This is a genomic window from Pedococcus sp. P3_C7, assembly GCF_056402615.1.
The window spans coordinates 267,907-284,837 of record NZ_JBFUHC010000006.1; the positions used below are offsets into that span (position 1 = coordinate 267,907).

At 64.1% G+C, this 16,931-nt stretch carries 13 protein-coding genes; 7 read left to right on the forward strand and 6 right to left on the reverse strand.

Going from position 1 to position 16,931, the window contains the following annotated elements; genetic code table 11:
* Positions 1 to 111 precede the first annotated feature (111 nt).
* Genes AC1DS4_RS09585 through AC1DS4_RS09615 form a run of 7 tightly spaced genes read left to right on the forward strand, consistent with a single transcriptional unit; the run spans position 112 to position 7,596 of the window.
* Complete coding sequence (locus tag AC1DS4_RS09585) at positions 112 to 1,932, forward strand: polysaccharide biosynthesis protein (RefSeq protein WP_477623259.1); 1,821 nt, start codon at positions 112 to 114, stop codon at positions 1,930 to 1,932.
* Positions 1,932 to 3,071, forward strand: a complete 1,140-nt coding sequence (locus tag AC1DS4_RS09590; RefSeq protein ID WP_477632439.1) for a DegT/DnrJ/EryC1/StrS family aminotransferase — start codon at positions 1,932 to 1,934, stop codon at positions 3,069 to 3,071. Before AC1DS4_RS09585 ends, AC1DS4_RS09590 begins: the two co-directional genes overlap by 1 nt.
* Positions 3,072 to 3,106: 35 nt before the next feature.
* Positions 3,107 to 4,084 carry a GNAT family N-acetyltransferase gene (locus tag AC1DS4_RS09595; protein WP_477623257.1) on the forward strand — a complete coding sequence of 326 codons (978 nt, stop codon included), beginning with the start codon at positions 3,107 to 3,109 and terminating at the stop codon, positions 4,082 to 4,084.
* Positions 4,085 to 4,130: 46 nt separating this feature from the next.
* Positions 4,131 to 4,736: a sugar transferase gene (locus tag AC1DS4_RS09600; RefSeq protein ID WP_477623256.1), complete on the forward strand. Its 606-nt coding sequence runs from the start codon at positions 4,131 to 4,133 to the stop codon at positions 4,734 to 4,736.
* Positions 4,729 to 5,829: a hypothetical protein gene (locus tag AC1DS4_RS09605; protein ID WP_477632438.1), complete on the forward strand. Its 1,101-nt coding sequence runs from the start codon at positions 4,729 to 4,731 to the stop codon at positions 5,827 to 5,829. Before AC1DS4_RS09600 ends, AC1DS4_RS09605 begins: the two co-directional genes overlap by 8 nt.
* Positions 5,829 to 6,419, forward strand: a complete 591-nt coding sequence (locus AC1DS4_RS09610; protein ID WP_477623254.1) for a GNAT family N-acetyltransferase — start codon at positions 5,829 to 5,831, stop codon at positions 6,417 to 6,419. Before AC1DS4_RS09605 ends, AC1DS4_RS09610 begins: the two co-directional genes overlap by 1 nt.
* Positions 6,420 to 6,459: 40 nt before the next feature.
* Positions 6,460 to 7,596: a glycosyltransferase family 4 protein gene (locus tag AC1DS4_RS09615; protein ID WP_477623253.1), complete on the forward strand. Its 1,137-nt coding sequence runs from the start codon at positions 6,460 to 6,462 to the stop codon at positions 7,594 to 7,596.
* A gap of 32 nt (positions 7,597 to 7,628) precedes the next feature.
* On the opposite strand, the gene AC1DS4_RS09620 is transcribed toward AC1DS4_RS09615, so the two are convergent.
* The 6 genes from AC1DS4_RS09620 to AC1DS4_RS09645 all read right to left on the reverse strand — a co-directional run bounded on the left by AC1DS4_RS09620 (position 7,629) and on the right by AC1DS4_RS09645 (position 16,901).
* The gene (locus tag AC1DS4_RS09620; protein WP_477623252.1) at positions 7,629 to 9,746 is read right to left on the reverse strand and encodes an acyltransferase family protein; all 2,118 of its coding nucleotides are present in this window, start codon (positions 9,744 to 9,746) and stop codon (positions 7,629 to 7,631) included.
* A complete protein-coding gene (locus AC1DS4_RS09625; protein WP_477623251.1) occupies positions 9,743 to 10,924 on the reverse strand; it encodes an O-antigen ligase family protein in 1,182 nt (393 codons plus the stop codon). The genes AC1DS4_RS09620 and AC1DS4_RS09625 overlap by 4 nt, the downstream gene beginning before the upstream one ends.
* A 179-nt stretch (positions 10,925 to 11,103) precedes the next feature.
* The gene (locus AC1DS4_RS09630) at positions 11,104 to 12,810 is read right to left on the reverse strand and encodes an ATP-binding cassette domain-containing protein (RefSeq protein ID WP_477632437.1); all 1,707 of its coding nucleotides are present in this window, start codon (positions 12,808 to 12,810) and stop codon (positions 11,104 to 11,106) included.
* Positions 12,807 to 13,958: a glycosyltransferase gene (locus tag AC1DS4_RS09635; protein WP_477646027.1), complete on the reverse strand. Its 1,152-nt coding sequence runs from the start codon at positions 13,956 to 13,958 to the stop codon at positions 12,807 to 12,809. Before AC1DS4_RS09635 ends, AC1DS4_RS09630 begins: the two co-directional genes overlap by 4 nt.
* On the reverse strand, positions 13,913 to 15,814 hold the full coding sequence (asnB, locus tag AC1DS4_RS09640) for an asparagine synthase (glutamine-hydrolyzing) (protein WP_477623249.1): 1,902 nt from the start codon (positions 15,812 to 15,814) through the stop codon (positions 13,913 to 13,915). The genes AC1DS4_RS09635 and asnB overlap by 46 nt, the downstream gene beginning before the upstream one ends.
* Complete coding sequence (locus tag AC1DS4_RS09645) at positions 15,789 to 16,901, reverse strand: glycosyltransferase (protein ID WP_477623248.1); 1,113 nt, start codon at positions 16,899 to 16,901, stop codon at positions 15,789 to 15,791. The genes asnB and AC1DS4_RS09645 overlap by 26 nt, the downstream gene beginning before the upstream one ends.
* Positions 16,902 to 16,931: the final 30 nt, after the last annotated feature.

Here is a 16,931-nt window from a genome sequence, read left to right on the forward strand (position 1 = left end):
CAGAATTGCCCAGCGGACACGAATGACGCTGACGTCGTGGTGTCCGGCCTTTGCCCCAATTGACGTTAAACTCACGATCGTTTGGGCCGACTACCAGCGGGAGGAGATCGGATGTCTGCCGTCCGTCGGGTACGCCGTGAGCGCGTCAACCGCTGGATGTGGGCTCTGGTCGACGCAGGTGTCTGGGTCGTCGCGGTGTTCATGGCTGCGTGGCTCAGGTTCGACCTCCAGCTGGCGCCGACCGTCGCCCCACCCCTGCTGTGGTTCACCGCCGTCGCCGTCGTGGCCCAGCTCGGGTTCGGCACCTTCTTCGGGCCCTATGCGGTCGGCCACGACCGTGGCTCGTTCGAAGAGACCTACGACGTGGGACGCACGGTGCTCCTCACGACGCTCGTCCTGATGACCTTGGTCTTCGGCCTGCACTTCGGACCTGTGCCCAGGAGCGTCCCGTTCACGGCACCGGCCTTCGCCATGCTCGGCATGTTCGCGGCCCGCTTCATCATCCGCACGATGCGCACGAGCAGGGCTGCCCACGCTCCTGAGGAACAGCGGGCGATCGTATTCGGCGCGGGCGAGGCCGGCCGCCGCCTCACGCGGAGCCTGATCCGCGACGTGGGCAGTGGCTACCAGCCGGTTGCCCTCCTCGACGACGACCGCGCGAAGGCCAGACTTCGCGTCGAAGGCATCAGGGTGCGCGGGTCGCGCGCCGACATGGGAGGGGTCGCGGCCAAGTACAGCGCGCAGACGTTGGTCATCGCCCTTCCACGGGCCGAGGCAAGCACCATCCGTGAGCTCACCGCCCTCGCCGAGGATGCCGGCCTGAAGGTGCTCACCCTCCCGCCCGTCCGGGACATCATCGATGGCCGGCCGACCGCTGGGGACCTTCGCGACGTCGACGTCGCGGACCTCTTGGGCCGACGCCCGATCGAGCTCGACATGGCGACCATCGCCGAGCAGATCGCCGGCAAGCGCATCCTCGTCACCGGTGCCGGCGGCTCGATCGGCTCCGAGCTGTGTCGCCAGATCGCGCGTTTCGGACCCGCCAAGCTGTTCATGCTCGACCGGGACGAGTCCGGACTCCAGGCCATCCAGATGAGCCTGCACGGTCACGGTTTGCTCGACAGCGACGAGCTCATCCTGGCCAACATCCGCGACGTCGAGGCGATGGACCACGCGTTCAACCGAGCCCGGCCTGACATCGTCTTCCACGCGGCCGCGCTCAAGCACCTGCCACTGCTCGAGTCCCACCCGCTGGAGGCGTGGAAGACCAACGTCCTCGGCACCCTGAACGTCCTCGAAGCAGCCTCCCGCGTCGGGGTCGGCACGTTCGTCAACATCTCCACGGACAAGGCCGCCAACCCGATCTGCGTTCTCGGCTACAGCAAGCGGCTGGCCGAGCGGATCACCGCGGACTTCTCCCTCCGCTTCCCCGGTCGCTACGTCTCGGTGCGGTTCGGCAACGTGCTGGGCTCACGCGGATCCGTGGTCCACGCCTTCACGGCCCAGATCGAGCGCGGTGGCCCGATCACCGTCACCCACCCCGACGTCGAGCGCTTCTTCATGCTGATCCCCGAAGCCTGCCAGCTCGTGCTCGAGGCCTCCTCGATCGGCCGAGACGGCGAGGTCATGGTGCTCGACATGGGCGAGCAGGTGAAGATCGTCGACGTCGCCAAGACCCTCCTGCGGATGTCCGGCCGGCGCGACATCGACATCGTCTACACGGGCCTGCGCCAGGGCGAGAAGCTCGGCGAGGAGCTGTTCTCCGCCAGCGAGCAACGCAAGCCCACGAGTCACGCACTGGTGTCCAGCGTCGACGTGCCGGCCATCGACCGCTCGGAAGTCCTGGAAGCAGGTCCGTCGAGCCACGCGGCAGCAGCGGACTGGATGCGCAAGGAGTCGACCGCTCGGGCACCGCTGGGTGCCACTTTGTGATGGAACGCATCTACCTCTCCAAGGCGGACATCACTGACGTCGAGGAGTCGTTCGTCCTCGATGCCATCCGCTCGGGTTGGGTGGCTCCGCTCGGACCCCACGTCGACGCCTTCGAGTCGGAGGTAGCAGAGCGTCTCGGAGTCGCCGGCGCCCTCGCCCTCTCGTCCGGCACGGCTGCCCTCCACCTGGCCCTGCTGCACGTGGGCGCCAAGCCAGGCACGGTCGTCGTCGTGTCATCGATGACATTCGCCGCGAGCGCCAACGCCATCGCATACACGGGCGCCGAGCCGGTCTTCGTCGACTCGCAGGCCTCCGACGGCAACGTCGACCCGACCCTGCTGCTCGAGGCGGTGGACACGCTCCGCCGCGAGGGCAAGCAGATAGCGGCAGTCATGACGGTCGACCTGTTCGGCCGTGCCGCCGACTACGCAGCCATCGTGGGGGCTCTCGAAGAACGCGAGATCCCGCTCCTCGAAGACGCAGCCGAAGCCCTTGGCGCTGAGTACGAAGGGGCAGCGGCCGGATCCTTCGGTCGTGCGGCAGCGCTGTCCTTCAACGGCAACAAGATCATGACCACGTCGGGCGGGGGCATGTTGGTCAGCAACGACCTCGAGCTCCTCGACCGTGCTCGGTATCTCTCCACGCAGGCTCGCCAGCCTGTCCCCTGGTACGAGCACACCGACATCGGCTACAACTACCGCCTGTCCAACCTGTTGGCAGCCTTGGGCCGAGGTCAGCTGTCTCGCCTCGACGACATGATCGCCCGTCGCAGAGAGATCCGGAAGACATACGCCGCTGGATTGGCCGACGTGCCCGGCCTTCGCCTCCTGGGCGAAGATGGGCCGCGTGGCTCAGAGGCAGACAACTGCTGGCTCACCTGTGTGGTGCTTGACCCTGACGAAGCGACCGCTCACGCGGGCGATGTGATCGCCCACCTGGAACGGGAAGACATCGAGGCCCGTCACCTGTGGAAGCCGATGCACGCGCAACCGGTGTTCGCCGAAGCGCGATCTTTCCGCAACGGCGTCTCCGACCGCTTGTTCGCGAATGGCATCACCCTCCCCAGCGGCTCGATCCTGTCGGAGCCGGACGTGGAGCGCGTGATTCTGAGTTTGCGGCGCGCGCTGAGGGCCTTGTGATCAACTGCCACGACGAGGGGTCTGTACCGAGAGGCTTGGTCTCACCGGACATCTACTTCACGCCTGCCTATGGCGGTGTCGACGCCTCCGAGGCCAACGGCACGTGGAGGCTGCTGGAGATGTTCGACGGCGGGTGGCTGATCCCCCTTGCCGTTCGTCCCCTTGCAAATGGCGTGAAGGACGCCACTTCGCCCTATGGCTACTCGGGCGTCTATGCCGCCGCAAATCTGTCGGATCGCGACCTCGACACTGCCTGGCGCGAAACCATCACGGCGTTGTCTGATCTCGGGATCGTGAGCGCGTTCCTCCGGCATTCCCCTCTCGTTCAGCAAGCACCCCGAACCGCGAACCAGGTCTCGGTGGTCGAGGACCACCCCACGACAGCGGTCGACATCGGCCCCGAAGAGGGCATGTGGGAACGTATGGAAGGCCGAAGCCGGACCGCTGTGCGAAAGGCGATCAAGGCGGGATATACGAATGCCGTCCGCCCGGTGGCCGGCGAGGACCTTGTCGAAGGAAGCCCGTTCCGAAACCTCTACGAGAGCACGATGACGCGGCGAGAGGCGGTGCCCTCGTACACATTCTCGGATGGCTACTACACCAAACTGCTTACAGCCCTTGGTCCGAACCTGGCGATCTCCGAGGTCATCTCCCCCGACGGCACGACTCACGCTGCTGCCCTGCTCATGCGACACGGTCGCTTCCTGCACTATCACCTGTCAGGTTCACAGGTCGAAGCAGCGCGGTTGGGTGTCAACAACCTGCTCCTCTGGGGGGCGCTCAAGTACGCGGGCACCATTGGCGTGACTCAGTTTCACCTCGGTGGCGGACTCAGGGGCGAGGACGCCCTCTTCAAGTTCAAGAGGGCCTTTGGTGGACGCCGATTCACCTATTCAGCCACGGGACTGGTCGTGAATGAAGCTGTGTATGACGACCTCGTTGGGCGCTCCCTGGGTTCACGTGCCCACCTGGGCGAGCGTCGCCACTTCCCGGCGTATCGAGCGGGAGGCTGAAATGTCTGGCCCCCACTCCGCTTATGCGAGACACGTCAAGAGGCCCTTGGACGTCATCGGCGCCGTTGCTCTGGGCGTGCTTCTCTCCCCGGTCTATGCGACCTGTGCGGTCCTCATCCTGTTGACCAGTGGTCGACCGATTCACTTCCATCAAGTGCGGGCCGGAAGGCAAGGGAACCCATTTCGGGTCCACAAGTTCCGCACCATGCAGGTGGGAACCGAGGCCAAGTCGAACAACTATCCGACTGCTGCGATGGTGACGCCGATCGGCAGCCTCCTGAGGAGACTCAGCCTCGACGAGTTGCCACAGCTGCTGAACATCGTGAACGGCCAGATGAGTTTTGTAGGCCCACGACCCGCTCTCCCATCCCAGGTCGAGAGGTATTCGCCGCGACAACTGGGACGGTTGGAGGTCCGGCCCGGGCTGACGGGACTTGCCCAGGTGCGGCACAGGAACAACGCACCCTGGTCGCTGCGGATTGAGTCGGACCTCGAGTACATCGAGACCCTCTCCTTCCGGCGGGACTGTCTCATCGTGGCGATGACCCTGCCCAAGGCCCTCCTGGGCGAAGGCGTCATCATCGGTCAGTCTGCCGTGGACGTGGACGACCTCAAGGACGGTCCACGTACGAAGAGCGGCCCCCATGCGTAGCAGCGACCCACAGGCGGCGCTTGGGTCTTCGGCCGCTGAGATCGGATCCGACTTCGAGCTCGTGGGCGGTGAGTACCTCACGAGGACGACCGGGGTCCTCCCGTGGGACGGCCCGCTCACCAGATACGTGGCCAACGGACGCCAGGCACTTTCGCTGACCGCGGAGTCGTTGTGGCGTCGCGGCCTGCGCACAATCCATGTGCCTGGCTACCTGTGCGACAGCATGATCGAGCCGTTCGCCAAGGACTGGAAGGTTGTCGCGCTTCCGACGACGCCCGACCTGGAAACCCCGCCTGACGCCATCGGATCACTGAAAGACTCAGTCCTGTTGAACGCCCCATACTTTGGACGCGGCCCTTCGGGTGACATGGTCGCCGCGTTGCGCGCCGCTCGAGGCGCTGGTGTTGTGGTCGTCACCGACGAGAGCCACAGAGTGCTGGACGAGCCCTGCATTGAAACCGATATCCGAGTAGCCAGCCTGCGGAAGCTGCTGCCGGTATTTGATGGTGGCTACGCCATTGGGCTTCCCACGGAGGACACGCAGGTCGGCCCCTCGAACAGTGACGCCGTTGCCCAGCGACGTAAAGCAATGAGCACCAAGACGGCCAACCTGTCGGAGCCCCAGCCACAAAGCAGCCACCTGCCCATGTTCCACGAGTCCGAGCGCGCGCTAACGGTCGACCTGACGCCTCGCGCGATGAGCGCGCCTACGCTAAACCTCCTCCGACGACTTGATCTGCCCAAGTTGGCCGTCCGTCGCCGACGAAACGCCGAAGCCCTCGTCAGGGCGCTGGGCCGGCATTCAGCGCTCCGCATCCTGAATCCACCGAGCGCCACAACCAACCCCTCCCATATCGTTCTGGAGGTTCCGGATCCACAAGCCCTCCGTGACTGGCTGGCCCGGAGGCGGATCTACTGCCCCATCCACTGGCCGCCTTCGGAACTGCTGCCTGACGTATCAGACTGGCCCCAAAGGTTTCTCTCCGTCCCCATAGACCATCGCTACGGTGTGGCGGACATGAACCACGTGGGCACCGCAGTGCATAAGGGCCTTGAATCGCTCAAGGCCACCCGAACGACGAGGAGTCGCTGATGTTGGGCAAGCACATTCGCCTTCGTCCCATCGAAAGCACCGACCAGGCATTCATCACCGACCTCAACAGCGACCCAGTAGTGCGTTCGAACGTGGTTGGTTGGGACTGGCCTACATCCCTGCAGGAACAGGAGACCTGGTTCCGTTCACCCTCGCAGCCCAACACTCGGCGCTGGATGGTCGATGAGATCGAGGGTGGGCCTATTGGACTCACCGGACTATGGGACATCGACTGGCACAATCGCAACGCTCTGACCGCCCTGAAGTTGGGCGGGAGCGAAAATGTCCGAGGACGAGGACTCGGCACGGACGCAATCATGACGGTGATGGCATTCGCCTTCTACGACGTTGGGCTCCAACGCCTCCACTCCACAATCCTGGCCACCAACCGTCCGTCCATCAAGGCGTACACCAAGCATTGTGGTTGGACGATCGAGGGGACAGCACGTAAACACGTTTGGCGGCATGGAGGCTTCACGGACCTCCTGTATGTCGGCATCCTCAAGGAGGACTTTGATGTCCTGCCCGGCGCCGACACCTACATACGAAGCATCACAGACCTTGAAGCGGCCCAGGGGCACCCTCAGTGAGAATCTCTCGCCCTTTCGCTCGCGAAAGTCGTTTGGACGAATGACTGCAGGTCGTGAGAGAGCCCTGCTCACGTCGACGATTCCGGTCACACTGGACAAGTTCCATCGCGAACTAATTCGACAGTTGGCCGACCGCTACGACGTTCATATCGTTTCCTCGGCGGGCCCGTCATTGGAGGCCCTGAGACGAGATCTCGGCGTCACGGTGCATGCCCTAGACATGTCTCGCGAGATCTCCCTCTGGTCAGACATTTCTGCTCTCTATCATTGGATCCGCCTCGTCAAGCGAGTTGGTCCAAGCGTCGTGATCACGGCTACGCCCAAAGCCAGCCTCCTCGGCCAAGCCTCGTCGTGGATGTTCAGGGTGCCACAGCGGATGTACTACCTCGGCGGTCTCCGCCTCGAGGGCGAGGTTGGTATTCGGCTCAAGGTTCTCAGCAGCATGGAAATGCTGACGGCAGCGATGTCGACTGTGATCGTGGCAAATTCCCCCTCACTGGCGAGCAAATTCACCGAAATGGGTCTTGCGCCTGCATCGAAGGTTCATCGGACTACACCGGGCAGCAGTCACGGTGTCGACTCGGAGCACTTTGCCCCGCGCCCGCCGGACACGGTGCTCGCTCAGTCTCTCGGCATCCTGCTGGGTAACCCAGTCATTGGCTTCGTAGGGCGACTGACTCATGACAAGGGTCTCGACACCTTGGTCACGGCAGCTGAGATGCTGAAGAGCCATGCTCCCGACGCCCAGCTGCTTGTGGTGGGCTCCCAAGACGAGCCTGACTCAAGGCGCTACTTGGCGTTACTACGGTCGTCGGGGCTCAGGGTGGTTACCGTCGACTTCGTCGAGGATGTGCGGCCGTTTCTCTCCCTCATGACGTTTCTTGTTCTTCCTTCCCTGCGAGAAGGATTTCCCAATGTTGTACTGGAAGCTGCAGCAATGGGCATCCCGGCCGTGACCACGACCGCTACCGGTGCGGTGGACAGCGTGACCGATCGGGAGACGGGCTTGGTCGTGCCGGTCAACGACGCCAGAGCGCTTGCGGATGCCGCGTCATTCCTCCTCGAACATCCCGACGAATGCCGCGACTTTGGGCGGGCTGCGCGGGAACGGGTCACCCGGGACTACAGTCCCCACGACGTCGTCAGATCGCTCCTTGCTCCGCTGCGGAACATCTGAGGGCCGTAACCTCGGCCCACTGGCCGGCAGCCCTAGCGAGGAGCTGCCAACACCCGATCGACCGCCCGGCGAATCTCGGGTTCCAGGGACATGACGAACGGCACCGAGAGGTGCCCACCGTCACGATAGGCAAATCGGCCGTCCCTGAAGGTCGAACATGTAGGCCCGCCGCAGATGCTGTCGAACAGGTTCAGTGTCGACATCCCGGGGAACTGGGCGACCGCGGCATCTTCTACACCGCTCGTCAGCTCGGACTCGAGTCTGAGCTTTTCAGTCGGTGCGGATGTCGCGCACTTCGACGAATCCCGGGCGGCGGTGATGGCAGGACAGAGTCGCAGGTCAAAGTTTGCGAAGTGGGGCACCGTATTCACGAGCAAGGTGGGGACACCCGCCTCGGCCCAAGGCGTAAGAAGGCTGGAGACTCCCTGGCCCCAGAGGGCTGCCTTCCGTTGGAGAGACGATGTGGACTGCTCGCCATCCAAACTGGCCGATCGCCGACCGTCCAAACTGTCGAAGCGCACAACGGTGCTGTAGATGTAGTCCGTGGATGCGCTAGCCAGCATGACCAGCGCAGGCCGCGTCCGCACCACCTCTGCAGCCCAGGCCCGAATGAAAGCGTTGCAGGCCTGGGTGTCGTGCCCGGCGGTGAGGTAGGTGGAAGAAACATCAGCGAACGGGCAACCACCATAGGTTGCCAGCACCAGATTCAGGTGCCGCTCGCGGGCAATACTGAGGGCAGGCTCGGCGAACTGACCAGCGTTGGAGTCTCCCAAGAGAAGCAGGGTGCCCTTGGCTGCGGGAACGGTCCACGTGCATTTCTGTGTCTGCGCCGACCCAGGAAGGTTGGCCGTGCAGAGTTGCGTCGAGTCGAGGTGTGGCCTCGCGTCGATCGCGAGCTGGCGGATGCGAGCTGGCGGATGATCCGCTGAGATCAACAGCGCCCCGAACGCACCGCTCGGCACCAAGGTGCACACCACGGCCAACGCGGCTGCCCGAAACCCAACAATCCTCCGGTTGCGCCGGATGGGACTCTCGACCACGACCCCAGTGAGCCACGCGAGGACGAGACCGGTGAGTGCAGCGCCAACGACGGCCCAAGCCGGAGCCTGCGGAGCCAGCAGCCTGAGAAACACGATCAATGGCCAGTGCCACAGGTACCACGAATAGGACTGGTCGCCCACCCAGACAAGCCACCTCTGGCCCAGAATGCCGCTCACGTAGCCTCCGGGTCGGCATCCGCCAGAGAGAATCAACGCGGTAGAAATCACTGGAAGGAGAGCCGCATAGCCGGGAAATGGGGTCGCGCTGTCGAAGGCCACCACCGTCACGACGAGGCCGACTAGTCCCACCAGTCCGGACAGCTCGGATAGTCGCCTGCCAAGGATCTCCCTGATTCGGCTCTCCGAGAGGGCAATCACGGCCCCGGCGCAGAACTCCCACGCGCGGCTGGGAGACCCGAAGAAACCAAAGCGACTGTTGACCGTGAGAAAGTGGAAGGGCGCCCCTGCTGAGAAGGTCAAATAAACACAGAGGGCCAGGGACATGGCTGCCACGGCCCCAATCACCATGACAAGAGTCTGTCGAGGCGATCGGCTCAGCCGCTTTGCAAGGCGCCAGCTCACCAACATGAGCAGGGGGAAGACAAGGTAGAACTGCTCCTCGACCGCCAAGGTCCACATGTGTAGCAACGGGTTCGCCTCGGCCGCGGTATCGAAATAGCCGCCGGTCATGAAAAACAATGCACCGTTGGCACTGAAGAGCGCGGAAGCCACCCCCGTCCTCGCCACCGTTTGGAGGTTTCCCAGGGGTGTCAGCACAAGAGCCGACCCCGCCGCCACGAAGAGCAGGACTGCACAGAGCGCTGGAAGGAGGCGCCGAACCCGTCTCGCGTAGAAGGCCGCCAGGGAGAGAGTGTTGGTGTCGGCGAGCTCTGCTGCCAAAATCCGTGTGATGACAAAGCCTGACACCACGAAGAACACGTCGACGCCGACAAAACCACCCGAGTCCCGAAAGATCGAGTGATAAGCCACCACCAGCGTTACAGCGATCCCTCGCAAACCCTGGACGTCGGCGCGGAACGCATGAGCGGGTGCTGAGGCCCTTTGAAGGGGCTCCCGGTGTTCGGGGCGGACGATCGTCTGGCCAGTCACTGGCGAGGTCCTTCTCTGTGGTTTCTTGGGTCGGCCGCCCCGCTTCGAACGGCGTCACGAACTGGATCAATCGCTGGCGGGAGGGCGGCGTCGGAATTCAGGGACGCCCCCCAGGCCAGTGCGGCGAGGGCAATGGTTCCCGAACCTGACAACGGCCACCAGTTGACCGAAACGCCGGCTGCGAGGACGACTACGACCACCGCCAAAGGCTGTCGGCCTGCACGCCGCGACGCCAACACGGCTCGCCAGCAAAGGATGCCGAACAGGAGCGCCGCGATGGCGCCGACCTCTCCCCAGATGCCCAGATAGACCACATGCGATCGCACCAGCGCGTCGCCGTCGTGAAGGCTTGAGTAGCTCGCGAGATTTGTCAGGCCAACGCCGCTGAGTGGGTGGATCAGGCCCTCGTGCAGGCTGTAGACAGCGGCGTCCATGCGCGACTGCAGCGATTCGGACTCTGCCTGTGCTTCGGCGAACCGACCCGTGAACGTGCCCGCCCACGACACCACCCTCGCGCCAATCCACGTCGCCAGAACCACAAACAGCGCGACTCTGGCCCAGCCCGCGATCGAGCGCCTCGTGAGCAAGCGACCAGACACCAGCACCAGTGCCGCCACAGCCAAGTCAAGATAGGCGCCCCGCGACTGGGAAACGACCACTCCAGCGCCGCACACGATCGCACTGGCTGCATGGAGAATCCTCCAGCGCGGAGAGTCCCGGAGTAGGCCCACCACCGCAAACACGAGACAGATCGCCGCAACCATGCCCACGCCATTGGCATTCTGTCCTGCGGTTGACGTGGTCCGGTCCACGAGCAGTTCGGGGGTGAGATAGGCGACCCAGGACAGGACGACTCCTGCGGGCGCCGCCACCCTGGCCATGTGCGCTACGTCCATCGACAGAACTGTGACTGCGGTGGCGGCGGTCACGGCGTGGAAGACAGCCTGGAACAGCGATAGTGCCGACGATTCGCCGTGCGGAAGAGCCAGCAGGACAACAAGGTTGACCAGGCCGAAAGTGATGACGAGCTTCCTCGCCCGTCCGTCCGCGACGTTGCCCTGACGACCAATCGAACCCATGAGGACACCAACACACAGCGCCGAACCCAGATTCTCCGACTGACTGGCAATGAGCGCACCTCCGGGGAGGTGGCTGGCAAAGGGAGCAGCCAACGACATGGCGACGGCCGTCCTTGGGGCGATGTGTCCGAGCGCGAGGCACCCGATAAGACCAATGAGGGGCCGCAGGAGGGGCCGAAGACTCAGTAGGCCGAAAACGTAGAGCCCACCGAGCAGGCCCACCGCGGCAAGGATCAATGCCACATCGAGAATGCGGACCCGACGCCCCCTGAGCAAGGTCATCGTGCGCGCTCGGGCGATCCCAGCGGGACACGGCTCAGGTTCCCGTTCACCAATTGGTAGACCGCGTCACAAGCCTGGAGTGTATCGAGTCGGTGGGCAACGGTGACGACACTCAGGTGTCCGCGTAGCCCGTCAATCGTCTCGACGATATCCGCTTCGGTGCGCTGATCAAGAGCCGCCGTAGGTTCGTCAAGGATGAGGAGGGACGGCCGCCGATACAGCGCGCGAGCGATCCCCAAGCGCTGTCGCTGGCCCACCGAGAGTCGGCTGCCACCCTCGCCCAGCTCGGTGTCGAGTCCTTCGGGAAGACCCTCCACGAAAGCGCCCATTGATGCCGACCTCAGGCTTTGCCAGATTCTTTCCGAATCAGGGTCGTCGTCACCTAGCGCGACGTTCTTGGCAAGAGTCTCGTCCAACAGGAAAACGTCCTGCGGAACATAGCCCACTCGCCGCAACCACGCCTCGTCTGCCACCCCGATATCGGCTGCGCCGTACGTCACCTGTCCCGCGGTCGGCTTGAGCAGGCCAAGGAGGAGGCCGAGGAGGGTGCTTTTGCCGCCGCCCGAGGGACCGGTGATGGCAACGTGCGACCCAAATGGCACGCTGAAGGAAACACCTTCGAGCACCGGGACGCCCTCCTCGTAGGAGAAGGAGACGTCCACGACGGCCAGGGCGCCTTCCGAGGGAAGCGGCTCAGCATCCCGATGATGCTGGCGTCCGGCATCGGCGATCTCCGCCAGCTCGTGGCCCACCTGTTCGGAAAGGCTCAGGCCTGTTCGCAGCTGGTTGACGGTGCCCAGACAGCGCGCCAGGGCTGGCAGGATTCGCAGCCCAGCGACAACGTACAAGGCAATCAGAGAGAGGCTGCCTTTGGAGTCCCCGCTGTGAAGCACGAATACGAGGGCAGCGAGGATGGCACCAAACAGTGCCACCTCAAGCGTGAGCCGCGGAACGTCGTTCAACACCGCGATAACCCTCTGCGCGCGAACCATGTTCGTACGCGCGCTGGCTATCGAGCCAAGCGCTTGGTCGCGCGCACCAGCAACCGTGAGCTCTCTGATCCCCCGCAGAACGTTGGCGCCATGGGTGTAAACCGATGAGACCTCCCTGCCGAACTTGTCAGCGCTTCGTGCCGCAGTGCGCATGCTGGCGAAGGTGAAGGCACCAGCGACCAGTGCTAGATAGGCCAGGACCAGCAGGGCGGCCACCGGGCTGGCCACAAAGAGAGCGGCGGCCAGCGCAAGACACGTGGTCCCGTCAGCGACGACCAGAATGATGGAGTTGAGCCCTGAATTGGTCGCGATGTTGACGTGGGAGATTGCTCTGGAAAGAAGTTCAGATGAGTTGCGTCCCAAATGAAAGGAGAACGGCGCGTAAGCATATCCGCGAAGCAGCCGCGAACTCAGCAGCACCTCGGCTTCGGCAACCTTTCCGCTCCACCAGTAGCGAAAGGCGAACGTCATCATCGAGCGGGCGATCATCAGTCCGATCGCCACACAGACCAGAGCAGTCGGGCCGATGGGCAGTCGGATGGGCAGCTGGACGCTGGTGCCCCCGGTGAGCGTGGTGAAGACTGGAAGAAGGAGCAGGACTGATGCGAAGTCCAGCAGCGACAACAAGATCGAGATCACGGTTGCCGTGACAACAGACCGGCGGACCTCCTGAGGAAAGAGACGCAGGAAGCGCAGCAGGTCAGTCCTCACCTGCTCCTCCGGGCAAGCGCAACGGCTTCACGCAACATCGCCTCAGTTGCCGATGTGGAGGCCTCCCACGAGTAACCCGTCACCCTGTGTCGCGCTGCACGGGCCATCTCAGCTCGCTCTCGGTGATTTGATGCCATGAACTCGATCCCGGCCGCCAACGCCTCGGGATCGTTCGGCTGTACAAGCAGCCCGTTTTCGCCCGAGTTGACCAACAGGCTGGTCCCCCCGACATCGGTGGCCACCACAGGCAGCCCGGCCGCCAACTCTTCGAGGATAGCGTTCGACAACCCCTCAGTCCGCGACGGATGAATCGCGAACTGGGCTCCTTTCAACTCCGCAGGGACATCGGCCGGATGCCCGACGAACGTCACCTCGTGAACGACGCCCAGATCCGCAATGCGCTGACGCGTCGGCTCGAGGTGATCTCCCTCCCCGATCAGACGCACCGAGAGAGGGCTGCGCACTCTACTCAGGGCGTCCGCGAGGACGTCATGGCCCTTGTACCAGCGGAAGTTGGCTACGACGACGGCGGTGGGAGGGGTAGGCGTGGGATCAGCCGACCATCCGGGTATGTCGACGCCATTCGCCACGAAGCGCACAAGGTCGGATGTCGCCCCCCACGAGATCGCGTGCTCACGGAGCTGGGGAGCATTGATGGTGACGAGGTGTGCATCCCTCACAGCCCATCGGAACAGTCTCGACGCGATGCCGAACCGCGTCGATGACACTTCGCCGCGGAAGGCTGCGACACGTGCGGTGCGACGCAAGGGGGTGGTCATGAGCAGAGTGGGCCACACGGCTCCAGCAAGCCACGCATAGACGACGTCGGGCCGCATTCTCCAGAGCGTGAACGCCAGCCGAGGGAAAATGGCAAGATTCCGACCCGTGCTCGTTGGCAGCCTCAGCGGGCGAGCGACAGTCCAGGGAACATCTCCGGCATCAAGTACCTCGGTCAGGGGACCTCCAGTCGTCAGAAGGATGACGCGAACGTCATGCCCGCGGCCCTTCAGAGCGCAGGCCAGCCTGACGAGTTGCCCCTCCGCCCCCCCGCGATTGGCGCTGCCGATTGCAAAGGCGATGCGCATTGGAGACTCAACGGCCGTCATGCCGGCACTCGCGGTGGCCTGGTGTGAACGGCATCCAGCCATAGTTCCAACATGAGCAACGCATACAGGCGGGGGGCGTGGTTGACGCCATTCATGTGCTGGTCGATCAGCCCCTGCACCTCTGAGGCATCGAACCAGCCGAGCCTGACCCCCGTGCCGTTCGGCAGCAGGTCTGCCAGCATGGACCGCAGGGGTCCGCGCAGCCATGCATCGAGCGGTATGCCGAAGCCCTGCTTCCGACGATAGATCAGCTCCTGCGGCAGCCACGGGCCGAGGGCCTTCTTGAAGAGGTACTTCGTCTCACCGTTGCGCACTTTGAGGTCGCCAGGCAGCGCTGCCGCCCACTCCATGAACGTGTGGTCGAGCAGTGGGCTGCGAGCCTCGAGGGAGACCGCCATGGTGGTGATGTCGACCTTGGGCAGTAGGTCACCCGGCAGATAGGAATAGGTGTCCATGGCGAGGATGCGGTTGACCACGTCCGTCTTGCCGTGGTCATCCCACAGCTGCTCCAACAACCCGTAGCTGTCCTGCCCGCTGACACGTCGCCGCAGGTCCGCCGTCATTACGCGGTCTTTGGCCTCGTGGTCGAAGTACGACATGAGCCGCCCATAACGTCGAGCTGGGACGGCCTCAGCCATGACCGTGGCAATGCGGTGAGCCCTCGCCAGCTGCCTGGATCGCTTGGCAATCGGCGCGAGGCCGCGACTCGCCCACCCAGCGGGACGCGACGCATAGCGAGCCCAGGCCGGTTGTTGGCTTGAAAGGAATGCGCTGTACCGCGTGTAGCCCCCGAGGGCCTCGTCGCCACCATCCCCGTTCAGGGCCACGACAACGTTTGCCCGAGCCATCTGAGCCAGGTAGTAGCTCGGAATCGCCGACGAGTCTGCGTAGGGCTCGCCGAACATGCTGGCGATCTTCGGGAGCACGTCCAACGCATCGGGGCGGACGATCTGCTCGTGGTGTTCGGTTCCGTACTGCTCCGCCACCTGTCGTGCAAACGGGAGTTCGTTGTGCGACTCCTCGTCGAACCCGATGGAAAAGGTCTTCACGGTTCCAGCCGACACCTTGCTCATGGCCGCAACGATGGCCGAAGAGTCGAGGCCGCCCGAGAGGAAGGCCCCAAGCGGCCGCTCGCTCATCAGTCGAACGGAGACCGACTCGAGGAGGCGTTCGCGCAACTCCTCGCCGAGCTCCTCTTCGGGCACGTCGTGCTGAGCCCCGGTCTCGGAGTACTCCAGCTGCCAGTACCGCGACACGGTGACGCGGCCATGCTGGTAAACCGCCAAGTGGCCGGGCGGAACCTTGCGAACACTCTTGTAGATGGACCAGGGCGCTGGAACGTACTGGTAGGTGAGGTAGTGGCTCAGCGCAACCTCGTCGATGTCGCGACCGGTCCGCTCGTCGACGAGCAAGGAGTTCAGTTCGGACGCGAAGGAGAGTCCGTTCGTATCCTCACGGTAGAAGAGCGGCTTCTTCCCGAGCCGGTCGCGGACCAGCACGAGGCGCTTGTCCTTGCGATCCCAGATGGCGATCGCGAACATTCCGCGGAGGTGCTGCACAAACTCCAGGCCGTACTCTTCGTACAGGTGCGGAATGCACTCGCTGTCCGAGTCGCTGGCGAGACGGTGCCCCTTGGTCTCAAGGTCCTTTTGCAGCTCACGATAGTTGTAGATCTCGCCGTTGAAGACACAGACAACGTCCTGGCCCTCGCCGAACACAGGCTGAGAGCCTCCGACGACATCGATGATCGACAACCGCCGCATCGCGATGGCCGCGTCTGTGTCTCCGTACGCACCCTGGTCGTCAGGTCCGCGATGCACCATGGCATCGCACATCTCGTGGATGAGTTGGTCCCGTCGTGGGCTCTGAGGCTCAATCGCCCCGACGATGCCGCACATCATTCACTCCATCTCGATAGATCTTCACGTGCGATTCGACCACGACACCTACACCGCGAAGGCGCTTGGCGCGCTCAACGACTGCAGCGTCTCTCACGGCAGCGCCTTCGCCGAGCACCACGCGAAGGGCTTCGGCGAGTAGGTCTGGACGCTTTGCGGGTACGACTCTGCCGAGCTCGCCGACCAGTTCCACGGCATCGCCGGTGGACGTGGTAACCACCGAGCATCCTTGCGCCATGGCTTCGCCGATAGCGTTGCTCGACCCCTCCTGATGTGATGGTTGCACGTACACCCGTGCGGCCTGGAGGTACGGCCGGGTATCCCGAACACCTCCAACGATCTCCAGCGGCACCGCTTGGATTGCGGCTCGCGCAACCAGTTCTTTGTGGAGAGGCCCTTCACCGACGATGAGGACGCCCACATCCTCGCCCCCGGCTCGCACCTGAGCGGCGGCCTCGATCAGGTCGAGGTGACCCTTGACCGGCCGCAGGTTCCCCACCGACACCAGATGATGCCGCGCCAGAGACAGCTGAGCCGCCTCCACGCGATCGAAGCGCCAGGACTCAAGTCCGTTAGGGACCATGCGGTAGCCACTGCGAGGTCGGTGCCGCCGGCCCTGCCAATACTCCACGACCGCCGGCGAGTTCCCCACGATCACGTCGGTCCGCCAGGCCGCAAACCGTTCGACGGCATCGAACGCACGGTTCCCAGAATGAGCACCCATATTTCGACGCCACGCGACGACAAACGGCCGGGCTCGTCCGCCGGACGCGAGCAGAGGTGCAAGCACGTGTGCGCGGGCCATCATCGCGTGCACGACGTCATAGTTTCCGTGCCTCAGTGAGCGCCCGAGGCGGTAGGCGGCCAGCGCCGGAGCAAGCGCGCGCACGAACCTGGCCGACCCACTCGGTGACAGCACGTGAACCGGTGCCGACGCAAAGTCCTGGGTTGCGAGGCGCCCATCCAGCAGGAACACATCAACGTGGACACCGTGCTCGGCCAGGCCCCGTGCAAGCAAGGCAGCCTGCGACTCCGTGCCTCCATTGGTTGCCGCGCTCAAGACGAACGCGACCCGGAGCCTGGCCATGCTAGTCAGTCCGACCAAGCGCAAGGGCAG

What these genes read in the sequence shown, in the direction of transcription:
- AC1DS4_RS09585 (WP_477623259.1), top strand. Translation starts at nt 112, where the DNA reads ATGTCTGCCGTCCGTCGGGTACGCCGTGAGCGCGTCAACCGCTGGATG.
- AC1DS4_RS09590 (WP_477632439.1), top strand. Translation starts at nt 1,932, where the DNA reads ATGGAACGCATCTACCTCTCCAAGGCGGACATCACTGACGTCGAGGAG.
- AC1DS4_RS09605 (WP_477632438.1), top strand. Translation starts at nt 4,729, where the DNA reads ATGCGTAGCAGCGACCCACAGGCGGCGCTTGGGTCTTCGGCCGCTGAG.
- AC1DS4_RS09610 (WP_477623254.1), top strand. Translation starts at nt 5,829, where the DNA reads ATGTTGGGCAAGCACATTCGCCTTCGTCCCATCGAAAGCACCGACCAG.
- AC1DS4_RS09615 (WP_477623253.1), top strand. Translation starts at nt 6,460, where the DNA reads ATGACTGCAGGTCGTGAGAGAGCCCTGCTCACGTCGACGATTCCGGTC.
- AC1DS4_RS09625 (WP_477623251.1), bottom strand. Translation starts at nt 10,924, where the DNA reads ATGTCGTTGGCTGCTCCCTTTGCCAGCCACCTCCCCGGAGGTGCGCTC.
- AC1DS4_RS09635 (WP_477646027.1), bottom strand. Translation starts at nt 13,958, where the DNA reads ATGGCTGGATGCCGTTCACACCAGGCCACCGCGAGTGCCGGCATGACG.
- asnB (WP_477623249.1), bottom strand. Translation starts at nt 15,814, where the DNA reads ATGTGCGGCATCGTCGGGGCGATTGAGCCTCAGAGCCCACGACGGGAC.
- AC1DS4_RS09645 (WP_477623248.1), bottom strand. Translation starts at nt 16,901, where the DNA reads ATGGCCAGGCTCCGGGTCGCGTTCGTCTTGAGCGCGGCAACCAATGGA.